Consider the following 14,024-nt stretch of genomic DNA (forward strand, 5'->3'; position numbering starts at 1 on the left):
CCGCCGGGCGTCAGAGGCCGGCGATCCCCGCGAGCCGGCCGCCGATGTCGGCGCCCGAGTACGAGTCGTGCGAGTTCGGCACGGCCGTGGCGAGGTCCCCGGTCCAGTGGCACACCGGGTCGCCGGTAGTGCAGATACTCAGGGTGCGCGCACCCACGCGCGGCGCGAGAGGGGCGGGATTCGCCCCGCTGATCATCGCCGAGGCCTGCGCCATCCCCTGCGAGCGCGGCGCCGAGCCCACGTAGCGCGTGGTGTCGTTCGGGGTCCGGTCGGGATCGGCGATGAGCGCCGCAGCGGTGAACTGCTTCCGGTCGCCGAGCCTCTGCAGGGCGCGGTGCACCGCGGAGGCGCCCTGTGAGTACCCCGCGAGCACGATCCTGGTCGACGGGCAGGCCTTGATCACGATCTCGACATCGCCCTGGGTGTTCGCGGCGCCCGTGTTCATGCTGGCGAGGAAGCCGCCGAACTGGTCCACGCGCGTGGGCACGGCCGCCGCGGGGTAGTAGATCGGGCGGATCGCCACCGTCTTCCCGGCGGCCCGGGCCCGGCTCGCGAAGGCCTGGGCGGCGGAGTTGACGGTGGAGCCCAGGCCACCGGCGGAGTGGCCCTCGCCGGAGCCCGCGGCGCCGATGAAGGTGTAGTCGGCGCATCCCGGCGCCGCCGCGGCAGGCGCGGCGAGGGCCGGGGCGAGCGGTGCGACCAGGGCGAACGCGGCGGGAATGAGGACCAGGCGACGGCTCATGGTCTCACGCTAGCGCCTTCTCGTACGCGAAGGACACCTTTCGCGATGTCGCATCGGCGGTCTCGAGGCGCACCGTCACCCGGCTGCCCTCGGGCGGCCCGCCCGTGCAGGGCGCGATGACGGCGGGTTCGTCGAGAAGCACCTGGTCGGCGCGCATCGTGATGGCGGCGAACTCCTCCCCCACCCGGTCCGCCAGGATCACCGCTTCGGTGAGGTCGATGCACGCCCGGTCCACCTTGTTCGCGAGGGTGTTGGTGCGGCGCATCGTCTCCACGACGTCGTCCAGCGCGTCCCGCGCCCAGTCCGGGGTCGGCGTGCCCGCGCAGGCGGCGAGGCACACCTCGGTCGCGTACCGGTCGGCCAGGCGGCGCAGCGGCGCCGTCACGTGGGCGTAGGGCGCGCCGACGCCCGCGTGCCCGCGGTCCGCGGGCGCCTCGGGTGCGGCGGCGGTGCCGAAGGCGGCGTACCCCGAGCCGCGCAGCAGACGCGCGGCATCGGTCATGACCGCGAGCCCCTGCGGTGTGGCGACGTCGAGGCCGGCGAGGAAGTCGCCGACGGTGACGCCCTTCGGCCAGTCCTGCCCGAGCGCCGCGGCGGTGCGCCGCAGATCGGCGACCGCGTCCTCGGGCGCGGCGGGCAGGGTGCGCAGCAGGCCGACCCCCGCCCTGAGCATGATGTCGGCGGCGCACACACCGGTGAGCAGCGAGATCTGCGCGTTATGGGCGTCGAAGTCGGTGCGCGGTTCGATCCGCACGGTCCACCCGTCGGGGCCCTCGACGGCCTCCTGTGCCGGCAACCTCAGGTCGATCGCGCCGTGGGCGCGGCCCCAGGCCGCGCGCAGCGTCCCGACCGTCGGCAGCAGCGCGATGCTCGGGTGCACCCGACCCGCGTCGAAGTCGGTCTGCACGCCGGCGTAGTCGAGCTGCGCACGGGAGCGGACCACGGCGCGGCGCACGGTCGCCGAGGTCACCTCGCCGGCGGCGTCCAGATGGATCTCCCACAGCGCGGCCGCCCGGTCCTGCTCCGGCAGCAGCGAACCCGCCCCCTCGGAGAGTGACCGGGGATGCAGGGGCACCGAGCCGTCGGGCAGGTACATGGTCTGGCCCCGTCGGAGGGTCTCCGCCTCGAGCGGGCCGCCCGGCGTCACCAGCGCGCCGACGTCGGCGATCGCGTAGTGCACGAGGAAGCCGTCGCCCTCAGCGGCGATGTGCACCGCCTGATCGAGGTCCTTGGCGCCCGGCGGGTCGATGGTGACGAACTCGATGTCGCGGCGATCCTCGCGCCCCTCGGCGAAGCGGTCAGCGCTCGCCTCCGCCTCGGCCAGCACCTCCGGCGGGAAGTCCTCGACGAGCTCGAACTCGGCGCGGACGGCACCGAAGTCCACGGCGCTCGACGGGACGGCGCCGCGCATCGGGATGCCGGTCACGCCTACTCCGCCAGCGCCTCGACGCTCATGGCCGCGGCGGTGCGGTCGCCGGCGACCAGCCAGGCGTGCACCACGTCGCCCTCGCGGTGCGCGAGCAGCCGCGGCGCGTCCTCGATCTGCAGCGCCGAGTTGTGCTCGACGATGCCGCGCAGCGGCAGCCTCTCCCGCAGGTCCGGGTACGTCGACAGCACCTCCTCGAGCGCCGTCCAGTACACGGCGTTGTTGACGTGCTGGATGATGTCGAGGTCGGCGGCGCGCAGCAGGAAGGGCACCTCGACGGCGTCCGGATGCGGCTTCGGGTCCAGCCACTGCTTCCAGCGCAGGACGCCCGGCTCGGCGGCCGCGCCGAAGGTGCTGAGGAAGGTCTCGCTCAGCGCCGACGGCGTGAGGGTATCGATGTTGAAGTTGATCCAGAAGGCCTCGGTCTCGATCCGGGTGCCCTTCTGCCCGTCGATGCCGATGCGCACGTTGCACCAGCGCGAGCCCATCTTGGAGCCCCAGCGCTCGACCGTGAGGATGTCGGGCTGCTCGCCGCCCTCGAGGATCTCGATGACGGTGCGCCGCACCACCCAGTACGGGTGGACGTCCTCGTAGTCGACGTGGCGCAGATGGTCCTGCCCCGTGTCCTGCAGGTACCGGGCCACCCCGTCGAACTTCAGGCGGCGGTCGGGGCTGACGGCATCGCCACGGACGGATCGCTGCGCCGTGTAGATGGCGCCGCTGTCCAACAACTCGCGGCGGCGCTCGGGCTCGGTGATGCGCGGGGGCAGGGGGTCTCCGATCACCCGCCCGAGCCTAGTCGACGGTGCGCTTGTTGAACGCCCGCACCGCCAGCGGCGCGAACACCGCGGTGAGCGCGACCGACCAGATCACGGTGGCGAGCACCGGGTGCTGGAGCGACCAGGGCGCCCCTTCCCGCAGCGGTAGGTCGTTCCCCCACAGCTCTCGCATGGCCTGGACCATCGAGGACACCGGGTTCCACTCGGCGACCGCCCTCAGCCACGGGGCCATGCCCGCGGTGGGGACGAAGGCGTTGGAGAGGAAGGTGATCGGGAACATCGTGGCGAACATGAAGCCGTTCACAGCCTCGATGGACTGCATCATGCAGCCGACGAGAATACCGAACCAGATCATGGCGAACCCGAAGACCAGGAGGACGAGGAAGCCCAGCACCGCGTCCACCGGGTTTGTGCGGATCCGCCAGCCGATGGCGAGACCCGTCAGGCACATGACGACGATGCCGATCGACGAGTGCAGCAGGCTGGCGATACTGCGTCCGATGAGGACGGAGGCGCGACTGATCGGCAGCGACCGGAAGCGGTCGATGACGCCCTTCTCCAGATCGGTGGTGAGGCCGCCGGCCACGACGAAGCAGGTGAAGACCATCGTCTGCCCCAGGATGCCGGGCAGCAGGTACTCGCGGTAGGAGACGCCCTCGGTGGGGATCGCGGAGCCGAAGACGAACGCGAACAGCACGGTGAACATGATCGGCTGAATGGTCACGTCCGAGAGCATCTCGGGCATGCGCTTGGTGTGGATCATGCTGCGACGAACCATGATCCAGGACTGCTGCCACAGGCTGGTCTGGTGGGTCTCGATGCCGCCGATACCGGCGGCCTCGCTGGTGGCGGTCATGCGGAGGCCTCCTCGGTGTCCGTGGCGTCGGCTTCGGTGCGGCGGCCGGTGAGGGAGAGGAAGACGTCGTCCAGGCTGGGCCGGGAAAGGCCGAGGTCGTCGACCTTGATGCCGCTCTCCCCCAGTAATGCTCCCGCCCGGTTCAGGTCGTCGAGCCCGTTGGCGGGGCTGCTCACCTGGCGTGCGCCCTCGTCGACGAAGACCTCGCTGCCGAGCTGCGCGAGGATGTCCCGGGCGCGGGGAAGATCGGCGGCGTCGGACACGGTCAACACCAGGCTGGCGGCGCCGGCGCGCTCCTTGAGCTGCAGCGGGGTGCCCTGCGCGATGATCCGCCCCTTGTCGATGACGATGATCTCGTCGGCCAGCTGATCGGCCTCCTCGAGGTACTGCGTGGTGAGCAGCAGCGTGGTGCCGTTCGCCACCAGCGTGCGCAGGACGTCCCACAGCTCGGAGCGGGCGCGCGGGTCGAGGCCGGTGGTGGGCTCGTCCAGGAACAGCACCGGGGGCGCGGTGAGCAGGCTGACTGCCAGGTCGAGCCGGCGCCGCATGCCGCCCGAGTATGCCTTGACCTGTTTGTCGGCGGCCGCGGTCAGCGAGAACTGTTCGAGGAGGTCCGCGCTGCGCCGCTTGAGTGCGGCGCGCGGGATGCCGTAGAGGCCGCCGATCATCGACAGGTTCTCGCGTCCGGTGAGGATCTCGTCCACCGTGGCGGCCTGTCCGGTGAGGCCCATGTTGCGCCGCACCTCGATGGGATGCTCCCGCACGTCGTACCCCGCGATGCGCGCCGTGCCCTCGGTGGGCGGCGACAGCGTGGTCATCATGCGCACCGTGGTCGTCTTACCCGCGCCGTTCGGGCCCAGTAGGCCCAGCACGGAGCCGCGGGGGACCTGGAAACTGACCCCGTCGACCGCCGTGAAGTCACCGAACCGTTTCACCAGGCCGATGGCTTCGATCGCCCATTCACCGCTCTCACCGAGTGTCATGGGGCAACGGTAGTGCGGCCCACCGACAAGTTTCTACGTATTTCGGACGTGCCGGTGCGCGCGCTCGATCACGGCCTGCACGTCGGGGCCGGTACCCGGGTTCACGACCGAGACCCAACCCAGCCGGGCGTACAGCGGGTGCGGGATCAGCGCGCCGTCGGCGGCGTAGTCCCACTCGCCGGCGCGGGCGGCGTGCTCCGCGGGCGGGTAACCGATCAGCTCGGTGAAGGCCTCGCGGCCGACGTTGGCGTTGAGCCGGAACGCGCCGGGACGCCCCAGGTCGGACTGCTCGTCGTCGGGGTAGTCCTTGGTGATGACCGTCAGGTAGGGCATGACGCCGGGCGCGCCCCCCGGTGCGAAGTAGACGAAGGTGTCGCCCCAGGCGATCTCGGGGACGGGGGTCGTCCCGTCCGCGGCGACCGCGCCCGGCTCGATCGTCTCGACGCTCGAGTCCGGGAGGTTCTGCAGGAGGGCGATGACGGCGTCGCGGGCGCTCGATTCGGTCACCTCTGCACGCTACTCGCCGGCGCGGCGCACCGTGAGGACGCTCTCCGATTCGCGTTCGGCACGGTACGCGGCCGCGCCGCCGTTGATCCCGAACAGTCGCTTGCTCCAGAGCAGCCAGGCGACTGCGGCGATGTTGACCACCAGGGCGCCGGCGCGGAGCACCGTCACCTTCTCGGTGATCTCGTAGATTTCGAGCGGCAGGAACGCCGAGGTCGCGATGACCGCGAAGTACTCACCCCACCGCTCGCCCCGCCACAGTCCGACGGCCTCGATCAACTCCACCGCGGCGTAGGCGACCAGGGCGACCGCGATCCACGCCAGCGCGGTGCCGGAGAGGCCGAGCGCGGTGTCGATCGTGTGCACGATCCGCGAGTCGCCCACGTTGAAGCCCAACTGGCTGAGGATCGGAAGCTTCTCCTGGAAGACCTCCCGAAGGTGCGCCCGCGAGTCCCTGAACTGCCACACCACAACGCCTGCCGCGAGGAAGACCACCCCACGGACGACTCGCTCGACGGCCAGGAAGCGCATGATCAGTTCGTCCCGCAGGGCCCGGCCTCGCGGGACCGACGGTGCCTGTGCCGCCGGCCCGGAGCCGTGCGGTTCGCCCACGACGAAGTCGTCGCAGCGCAAGCAGCGCCACGCCTCCCCCTCGGGAGTGTCTGCGTGGACGCGCTCACGCAGATCGGCCTCGTCGGGGGCGTACGTGACGTGCCCGCGGACGCCGCAGGAGAGCACGGACAGATCCATCGGATCAGGCTAGCGCCGGTCCGGGCCGACGGCGCCCCGACGAATCGGGCGATTCGGGGCGGACGAGCTGACGTGTAAGCCGGATCCTGTCCCCCGCCGCATCGCTGCGCCGGGGTGGCGACCATCCATCTGGACACACCGTTGCCGGGTGCCTCGAGCGGTCCACCCGCACGCTCGGGCGAGCAGCCCTCGTACACGCGCGCAGCGCCACCGTGCGGTGGCGCCTTCGACCTTGCTCCGGGTGGGGTTTACCGAGCCGCGACGGTCACCCGCCGCGCTGGTGCGCTCTTACCGCACCGTTTCACCCTTACCCGGGCCGGAGCCCGGGCGGTCTGTTCTCTGTGGCACTGTCCCGCGGGTCACCCCGGGTTGCCGTTAGCAACCACCCTGCCCTGTGGAGTCCGGACTTTCCTCGACCCGGGCGTACTGGTCACCCAGCCGTACCCGAGGCCGCGGCCGCCCGGTCAGCTCGTCCGCGCCGTACAGAGTACCCGAGCCCTAGACGCCCGCCGTCCGGTTGACCTGGCGGACCGAGGCGCCGCCGTCGGGGTAGAAGTCGGCGATCGAGATCGACGCCAGGTCCAGGTGCAGCCGGTAGAGCAGCTGGGGCCCGACGTCGAGGGCGATGCGCAGAGCCGTCTTGATCGGCGTAACGTGCGAGACCAGGAGCACTGTGCGGCCCCCGTATTCGGCGGTGACCCGGTCCAGGAGAGCGGCGACGCGCACGTGCACCTCGTCGAAGCTCTCGCCGCCGGGCGGAGCGACGGAGGTGTCGCCCAGCCACCGCCCGTGCAACTCCGGGTCGCGAGTCCGAGCCTCCCCGAAGGACAGCCCCTCCCAGGCACCGAAATCCGTCTCGATCAGGCGGTCCTCCACCTCGACGGCGAGACCGCGATCGGCGTTCACGGCGTCGGCCGTCTGCCGAGCACGATCCAGCGGCGAAGAGAGGATCGCGTCGATCTCCGTGCCGCGCAGCAGTTCCGCGGCGGCCGCCGCCTGCTCGCGGCCCAGATCCGTGAGCGACGGGTTGCCGCGGCCCGAGTAGAGCCGCCCCACCGACGCGGGGGTCTGGCCGTGGCGCAACAGGATCAGTCGGGTGGGCTCGTGCGCGGAGGTGGTCCAGCCCCCGCGCTGGGCGCCCGTCACTCCTCGGGCTTCGGCTGGGGCAGGCCGGACTCGAAGGTGCGCACCAGGATCGCGCCGCACTCGTCGCAGTGCACGACCTCGTCGGCCGGCTTGCGCGCGACCCCGTCCAGGAAGCCGCGGTCGAGCTCGAGGCGGCAGGCGCCGCACCGTCGGGCCTGCAGGAGCCCCGCCCCGGTACCGGAGCTCTTCCGGCACCGCTCGTACTCCGCGTACAGGTCCTGCGGGAGCTTCCCAACGGTGTCCTCGCGCGTGGTCGTCGTGCGGGCCCGCGCCACGTCGATGTCCTTGACGGATTCCTCGCGGCGGCGCGCCACCGCGGCGATCTCGTCGTTCGTCGCGTTCACGGTGGCCTCGGCGCGCTGCTGATCGAGCGCGACGGCCTCGCGCTTCTCCATCAGTTCGAGCTCCTCGTCCTCCAGGACGGACTGCCGGCGCTCCAACCCCCGGAGCTCGTGCTCGATCTCGGTGAGCTGCTTCGCCGGGACCGCGCCGGAGGCGAGCAGCTCCCGGTCCTTCCGCTCGCGGAGCCGGGTCTGCTCGACCTCCTTCTCGAGCTTGCTGATGTCGCGGTCCAGGTCCTCCACCAGGATCGACACCCGCACCGACTCGTCGCGCTCGGCGGTCGCGCGCTTCTCGAGCTCGGCGATCTCGTCGTCCTCGGGGAGATGGGTGGCGCGGTGGGCCAGGCGGGAGATCTCCGCGTCGACCTCGGCGAGGTCCAGCAGGATGCGTTGAGCGGCCGGATCAGCGTTCATCTGCGCCACTCTACGCATCCGCCCCCGGAGCGGCTCGCACCGTGAACGGATCGGTCGGGACGTCGTGCACCGCGACGTCGAGGTAGGGCCACAGCAGCTCGGCGACGGTGGCGCACCACGGGAACTCGGTCCCCCAATGCCCGGCGTCGACGACCGCGGGCCCGCCGGCGCGCAGGTGCTCGTCGACGGGATGGTGCCGCAGGTCGCCGGTGACGTAGGCGTCCACGCCGAGACGTCCGACGGTGCCGAGCAACGAGTCCCCCGCCCCTCCGCAGACGGCGACGGTCCGGACGACCGCCTCCGGATTCCCGGCCGCGCGCGCCGGCGCGCCCAGCGAATCGGCGACACGGGCGGTGAACGCCGCGAGCGTCATCGGCTCCGGCAGGGTTCCGACGCGGCCCAGGCCCCATTCCCGCTCGCCGCCGACGAGTTCGACGATGTCGTGGGCGGGTTCCTCGTAGGGATGCGCGTCGCGCAGCGCGCGCGCGACGTGCGCGCGGCGGGCTGCCGCCGCGACGAGCTCGATCCGCGTCTCGTCGAGGGTGGTGAGCTCGCGGGCGCTGCCGATCGCGGGGCTGGCGTCGTCGCCGGGCCGGAACTGGCCGACACCGTCGACCCGCCACGCGCACTCGGAGTACTCGCCGACCTCGCCCGCGCCCGCCTCGAACATCGCGGCGAGCACCTCGTCGGCCTGCGCGGGCGGCACCATGACGCCCCATCGGTCCAGATGCAGCGACGCGTCCAGGAACTCGACGGGGCCGGTGACGTCCAGCCCGAGCGCCGCGGCGAGGGCGTCGTTCACGCCGCCCCGCGCGCGGTCGGCGTTGGTGTGCGCCGTGAACAGCGCGCACCCGCCGCGGATGAGCCGGTGGATCAGTGCGCCCTTCGGCGTGTTCGCCGCGACGGTGTCGACGCCCCGCAGGAGCAGCGGGTGGTGCGCGATGACGAGTTGGGCGCCGCGGGCGAGCGCGGCGTCGACCACATCGTTCGTGACGTCCACGCAGACCAGGACGTGCGTGACCTCGGAGTCCGGGTCGCCGCACACCAGCCCGACGCTGTCCCATCCTTCCGCCAGCCGGGGCGGATACGCCTGATCGAGCACGTCGATGACCTCTGCCAGCTTCATGGCTGCCAGCGTAGGCGGGGCGTCGCCGGCTGCGAGGGATTCGTCGCCGCAGCGGGCCGGCGTCGTCGTCCGCGGCGGTCGGGCAAGATGGAGGGGTGAGTACTCCGCTGCATGTCACGTTCGTGTGCACCGGCAACATCTGCCGGTCGCCGATCGCCAAGATCGTCTACGAGCGGGCGGCGGCCGAGGCCGGTCTTGCCGAGGCGGTGCGGGTCACCAGTGCCGGTACCGACGGCTGGCACGAGGGCGGTCCCGCCGACTCGCGCGCGCAGGACGTGCTCGCCGAGGCCGGCTACCCCACCGCGCACACCGCCGCGGAACTGACGGACGACCATCTCGCGGCCGACCTGGTCGTCGCGCTGCACCGCTCGCACGTCGCGCCGCTGCGCCGGCGCGGCGTGCCCGCCGACCGGATCCGGCTGCTGCGCAGCTTCGACCCCGACGCCGCGCACGAGAGCGTGCCCGACCCCTACTACGGCGATCACGACGATTTCCGCGCGACGCTCGCGGAGGTCGAAGCCGCGATGCCCGGCCTCATCGAGTGGACGCGAGAGAGCATTGCCTAGCTGGATCAAGGTGATCTTCCAGCCGCGGTGGATCGCCCTCGCCATCGCGGCCGTGGCCTTCACCGCGCTGTGCTGGTCGGTGCTCGCGCCGTGGCAGCTGGGGAAGAACAGCTCCACCAGCCACCGCAACCAGCAGATCGCCGATTCCGTCAACGCCGCCCCCGTCCCGGCGGCGCAGGTGCTCGGCGGCCGCGCCGATGTGCCGAAGGACGCCGAATGGCGCCGGGTGGTGCTCACCGGGCAGTACCTCGCCGAGAAGCAGTCGCTCGCCCGGCTGCGGAACCAGGACGGCAAGCCCGCGTACGAGGTGCTGGTGCCCTTCGCCGCGAACGACGGCGCGACCTATCTCGTCGACCGCGGCTTCGTGAAGACGCCCACCGGCGGCGTCGTGCCGGAGTTCGCGCCGCCACCGTCGGGCACGGTGACCATCCAGGCCCGCGTGCGCGCGCCCGAGAAGACCGATCCCGGCCGCGGGCCGCGGACCGAGGCCGGTTACCTGCAGGTCTTCGCGATCGACCCGTCGGCGATCGGGCCGGCCCAGGGAGTCGCCTTCGCGCCGGGTTACCTGAATCTCGACGAGGACCAGCCGGGCGGCCTCGACCCCGTCCCACTGCCCATGCTCGACGCGGGCCCCTACCTCTCGTACGGCCTGCAGTGGCTCGCCTTCGGGATCATGGCGCCGCTCGCGATCGGCTACTTCGTGTGGTCGGAGGTGCGTCGTCGGCGCGAGGAAAAGGCCGTCTTCGACGCCGGCACCACGGACGCGGACGCGCCGGATACCGAGGCGGAGACGTCGGAGGTCAGCCCGGAGGCCGCCCGCGCCGCGCGACTCGCCGACCGGTACGGACGCAAAGGACAGTAGCGGCGAGCGCGCCCAGCTCGACGGCCAGCGAGAGGCGCGCGGCACGCGCCAGATCGCGCGGCTCGGGCGCGCGGCCACGCCCCAGCGTCGGCCGCAGTTCCGCGCCGTGCGCGTACTGCGTGCGGCCGCCCAGCTGCAGCCCCAGCGCTCCCGCCGCGGTCGCCTCCGCCACCCCTGCGTTGGGACTGGGGTGCTTCGCCGCGTCCCACCGCCACGCCCGCACGGCGTCCGACGGTGCCCCGCCGACGGCCGGCGCCAGGACGACGGTGACCGCGCCCGCGAGCCGTGCCGGGAGGTAGTTGAGGACGTCGTCGAGTCGCGCCGAGGCCCACCCGAAGTCGCCGTAGCGCTCGTTGCGGTAGCCGACCATCGCGTCGAGCGTGTTCGCCGCGCGGTACGCCAGCAGGCCGGGCAACCCGGCGACGGCGCCCCAGAACAACGGCGCCACAGCGGCGTCGGAGGTGTTCTCGGCGACCGACTCGGTGGCCGCCCGCGCGAGCCCCGCGGTGTCGAGGACCGACGGGTCGCGGCCGCAGAGGCTGGGGAGCAGGTCGCGCGCGGCGGTCAGGTCCCCCCGCTCCAGGTCGGCCCCGAGGGTGGATCCGACCATCCGCAGACCCGCTCCCCCGACCACCGCCCAGGTGCCGACGGCGGTGGCGCCGGGCACCTTCCGCAGCGCGAATCCCAGCGTCGCCGCTCCGCCCACCAGGATCGCGGTGTAGGCGGCGCCGCGCAGCTTCGACGGGGCGTACATGCGCGTCTCGAGCGCCTGCGCGACGGTGCCGAAGCCTGCGACCGGGTGGTAGCGGCGCGGGTCGCCGAGAATTTCGTCGGCGAGGACGCCGAGGGCCAGTTCGGTCGATCGGCGCATCAACGGCCGCCCGTTCCCCGCTGGGTCCCGATGAGCTCGAGGAGAAGCTCACGCAGCACCGGTTCGGACTCGCCGAGCGCGGCGATGAGGGACGGGTCCGAGCGCTCCCGCTCCACGAGTTCGAGGTACACCCTCCGACCCGCTTCGGTCGCGGTCACCACTTTCCGGCGCTCATCGCCGGGGTCGGTCTCGCGGACGACGTAACCGACCCGCTCGAGCCGCTCGACGGTGCGGCTCGCCGTCTGATCCGTCACCCGCGCGACGCGGGCGATGTCCCGCTGCGATGCGGGGCCGGTCGAGACCACGTGCAGCACGACGAGTCCCGCGCTGGAGATGTCGTACTCGCGCAGCACGCCCTCCCAGGCGTGCTCGACGAGTCGGGCCGCCATCGACAGCAGGCGCCCCGTCGGCCAGTGCGCGATCCCGTCGTCCACGTCCTCCACCTCGCTCTCTTGCGTTTACTCAGCAGGCTGAGCTTTAATCAGCAGGCTGAGCTTTCCGGGCCCACCGCACGCCCCGCTGCACACGTTATGCCCCGCACTCCGAGAGAGACGAGTCACCGTGACGAAGACGCGCACCACCCGCTCCACCCCGCGATGGCGGTGGCTCGTCCCCGCGCTCCTCATCCTCGGATGGCTCGTCGTCGGCTCGGTCGGCGGCCCGTTCGCCGGCAAGCTCGGCGACGTCCAGGCGAACGACAACACCTCGTTCCTCCCCGCCTCCGCGGAGGCGACCGCGGTGGCGGAGCTCGAGGCCTCCTTCATCGACAGCAGCCGGATCCCCGCGATCGTCGCCGTCGAACGCACGTCCGGCATCACCGACGCCGACACCGCGTTCATCTCCACCGCGATCGACCGCGCCGCCGGCGTCGACGGCATCGACAGGGCCGTCGCGCCGCCGGTCCGCGCCCAGGACGGCCGCGCACTCCAGGTGGTGGTCCCCATCGACGCCGGCGGCGAGGTCGCGGACAGCGTGACCGCACTGCGCGCGGCACTGGGCACGGGCGTACCCGAGGGACTGACCGTCTACGTCACCGGGCCGGCAGGCACCGCGGCCGACCTCACCGAGGCGTTCGGCGGGATCGACGGCATGCTCCTGCTCGTCGCCGGGGCAGTCGTGATCGCCATCCTCGTCGTGGTCTACCGCAGTCCCGTGCTCCCCTTCGTCGTGATCGTCTCGGCGGTCCTCGCCCTCGCGCTCGCCAGCGCCGTGATCTACGCGCTCGCGGCGAACGGCGCGATCACCCTCAACGGGCAGAGCCAGGGCATCCTGTTCATCCTCGTCTTCGGCGCCGCCACGGACTACGCGCTGCTCCTCGTGGCGCGCTACCGCGAGGAGCTCGGAACGACCGCCGACAGGTACGCGGCGATGCGCGCGGCGTGGCGGGCGACCCTGGAGCCCGTCGCGGCGTCCGCGGGAACCGTCATCGCGGGCGTGCTGTGCCTGCTGCTCTCCGACCTCAACTCCAATCGTGGTCTCGGCCCGGTGGCCGCGATCGGCATCGCCGCCTCCTTCCTCGCGTCCATGACCTTCCTGCCCGCAGTGCTCGCGCTGCTCGGGCGGGGCGCCTTCTGGCCGCGCCGCCCCGTTCTCCACGAGGGCGCCGACGAGTCGCCCGAGCAGGCCCACCGGTTCTGGGCCGGGCTGGCCGAGCGGATCGGCAGCCATCCGCGCCGGTTCTGGGTCGCGACGACGCTGCTCCTCCTCGTGGGCGCCGCGTTCGCGCCGCAGTTCCGCGCCGACGGGGTCGCCCAGTCGGACACCTTCCTCGTGACCGTCGACTCGCAGCGTGGTCAGGAGGTGCTCTCGGAGCACTTCGACGCCGACGACGGCTCCCCCGCGGTGATCGTCGCGAGCGCCGCGGCGCTCGAGCCCGTCCGGGCCGCGGCGGCGAGCACGCCGGGCGTCGCGGGCGTCGCCGTCGTCCCGGGCACCGACGGTGCGCCGAAGACCGTCGACGGACGCGTCGCGCTCCGCGCGAGCCTGCGCGACCCGGCTGATTCGCGTGCGGCCGAGGAAACCGTGGTGCGCCTGCGCGACGCGGTCCGGGGCGTGGGCGCCGCCGACGCGCTCGTGGGTGGGCCGACCGCCGTCGACCTCGACACGCGGACCACGGCGCTCCACGACCGCAACCTGATCATCCCGGTAGTGACCCTCGTGGTGCTCCTGATCCTGTGCCTGCTCCTGCGGGCGATCCTCGCGCCGATCCTGTTGATGGCCACCGTGATCGTCTCGTTCGCCGCCACCCTGGGGGTCTCGTCGATCGTCTTCAACCACATCCTGGGATTCCCCGGCGCGGACCCGGTGGTGCCGCTGTTCGCGTTCGTCTTCCTGGTCGCACTCGGGATCGACTACAACATCTTCCTGATGACCCGCGCACGCGAGGAGGCGCTGTCGATCGGGACGCGGGCGGGCGTGCTCCGCGCCCTCACCGTCACGGGCGGTGTCATCACGTCGGCGGGCGTGGTCCTCGCGGCGACCTTCTCCGCGCTGGCGGTGATCCCGCTGATCTTCCTCGCCCAGATCGCCTTCATCGTGGCCTTCGGCGTCCTGCTCGACGCCCTGATCGTCCGCACTCTGCTCGTGCCGGCGCTGGTCCACGACGTCGGCCGCGCGGTCTGGTGGCCGAGCTCGTTGCGCCTCGGCAAGGAGTGACAC

At 72.4% G+C, this 14,024-nt stretch carries 14 protein-coding genes, 1 other RNA gene and 1 pseudogene; 3 read left to right on the forward strand and 13 right to left on the reverse strand.

Features of this window, described 5'->3' with window-relative positions:
• Positions 1-10: 10 nt before the first annotated feature.
• The 11 genes and pseudogenes from FK530_RS08210 to FK530_RS08260 form a co-directional block, all read right to left on the reverse strand.
• Positions 11-742: a cutinase family protein gene (locus FK530_RS08210; RefSeq protein WP_146486535.1), complete on the reverse strand. Its 732-nt coding sequence runs from the start codon at positions 740-742 to the stop codon at positions 11-13.
• Positions 743-746: 4 nt separating this feature from the next.
• A complete protein-coding gene (locus tag FK530_RS08215; protein ID WP_146486690.1) occupies positions 747-2,153 on the reverse strand; it encodes an RNB domain-containing ribonuclease in 1,407 nt (468 codons plus the stop codon).
• A 17-nt stretch (positions 2,154-2,170) separates the two neighbouring features.
• Positions 2,171-2,953: an acyl-[acyl-carrier-protein] thioesterase gene (locus tag FK530_RS08220; protein WP_231706546.1), complete on the reverse strand. Its 783-nt coding sequence runs from the start codon at positions 2,951-2,953 to the stop codon at positions 2,171-2,173.
• 10 nt (positions 2,954-2,963) lie between these two features.
• Positions 2,964-3,803: an ABC transporter permease gene (locus tag FK530_RS08225; protein ID WP_146486536.1), complete on the reverse strand. Its 840-nt coding sequence runs from the start codon at positions 3,801-3,803 to the stop codon at positions 2,964-2,966.
• Entirely contained in the window at positions 3,800-4,786 is a 987-nt protein-coding gene (locus FK530_RS08230; protein WP_146486537.1) for an ATP-binding cassette domain-containing protein, read from the reverse strand. Before FK530_RS08230 ends, FK530_RS08225 begins: the two co-directional genes overlap by 4 nt.
• Positions 4,787-4,819: 33 nt before the next feature.
• Positions 4,820-5,293 (reverse strand): DUF6194 family protein, encoded by a 474-nt coding sequence (locus tag FK530_RS08235; protein WP_146486538.1) that lies wholly within the window; start codon positions 5,291-5,293, stop codon positions 4,820-4,822.
• Between the two features lie 9 nt (positions 5,294-5,302).
• Positions 5,303-6,040, reverse strand: coding sequence for a DUF2127 domain-containing protein (locus tag FK530_RS08240; protein ID WP_146486539.1), 738 nt, complete (start codon positions 6,038-6,040; stop codon positions 5,303-5,305).
• 59 nt (positions 6,041-6,099) lie between these two features.
• An RNA gene (gene rnpB / locus FK530_RS08245) (RNase P RNA component class A) lies at positions 6,100-6,512 on the reverse strand.
• Positions 6,513-6,538: 26 nt separating this feature from the next.
• Positions 6,539-7,207: pseudogene (locus tag FK530_RS08250) on the reverse strand (histidine phosphatase family protein); the annotation flags it as partial.
• Positions 7,183-7,941, reverse strand: coding sequence for a zinc ribbon domain-containing protein (locus FK530_RS08255; RefSeq protein ID WP_146486541.1), 759 nt, complete (start codon positions 7,939-7,941; stop codon positions 7,183-7,185). The pseudogene FK530_RS08250 and the gene FK530_RS08255, both read right to left, overlap by 25 nt.
• 10 nt (positions 7,942-7,951) lie before the next feature.
• Entirely contained in the window at positions 7,952-9,067 is a 1,116-nt protein-coding gene (locus tag FK530_RS08260) for a Nif3-like dinuclear metal center hexameric protein (RefSeq protein WP_146486542.1), read from the reverse strand.
• 95 nt (positions 9,068-9,162) lie between these two features.
• On the opposite strand from FK530_RS08260, the gene FK530_RS08265 reads away from it, so the two are divergent.
• Positions 9,163-9,633 (forward strand): low molecular weight protein-tyrosine-phosphatase, encoded by a 471-nt coding sequence (locus tag FK530_RS08265; RefSeq protein WP_146486543.1) that lies wholly within the window; start codon positions 9,163-9,165, stop codon positions 9,631-9,633.
• Positions 9,626-10,495 carry an SURF1 family cytochrome oxidase biogenesis protein gene (locus FK530_RS08270; protein ID WP_146486544.1) on the forward strand — a complete coding sequence of 290 codons (870 nt, stop codon included), beginning with the start codon at positions 9,626-9,628 and terminating at the stop codon, positions 10,493-10,495. Before FK530_RS08265 ends, FK530_RS08270 begins: the two co-directional genes overlap by 8 nt.
• On the opposite strand, the gene FK530_RS08275 is transcribed toward FK530_RS08270, so the two are convergent.
• Both FK530_RS08275 and FK530_RS08280 read right to left on the reverse strand, forming a co-directional pair.
• Positions 10,434-11,366: a cobalamin biosynthesis protein gene (locus FK530_RS08275; RefSeq protein WP_146486545.1), complete on the reverse strand. Its 933-nt coding sequence runs from the start codon at positions 11,364-11,366 to the stop codon at positions 10,434-10,436. The two genes, FK530_RS08270 and FK530_RS08275, sit on opposite strands and share 62 nt — an antisense overlap.
• Positions 11,366-11,800 carry a MarR family winged helix-turn-helix transcriptional regulator gene (locus FK530_RS08280; protein WP_231706548.1) on the reverse strand — a complete coding sequence of 145 codons (435 nt, stop codon included), beginning with the start codon at positions 11,798-11,800 and terminating at the stop codon, positions 11,366-11,368. Before FK530_RS08280 ends, FK530_RS08275 begins: the two co-directional genes overlap by 1 nt.
• A 127-nt stretch (positions 11,801-11,927) precedes the next feature.
• Between FK530_RS08280 and FK530_RS08285 the strand changes: the two genes are divergently transcribed.
• Positions 11,928-14,021 (forward strand): MMPL family transporter, encoded by a 2,094-nt coding sequence (locus FK530_RS08285; protein WP_146486546.1) that lies wholly within the window; start codon positions 11,928-11,930, stop codon positions 14,019-14,021.
• Positions 14,022-14,024: the final 3 nt, after the last annotated feature.

The sequence above is a fragment of the Tsukamurella conjunctivitidis genome, from assembly GCF_007858475.1.
Lineage (GTDB): Bacteria > Actinomycetota > Actinomycetes > Mycobacteriales > Mycobacteriaceae > Tsukamurella > Tsukamurella conjunctivitidis.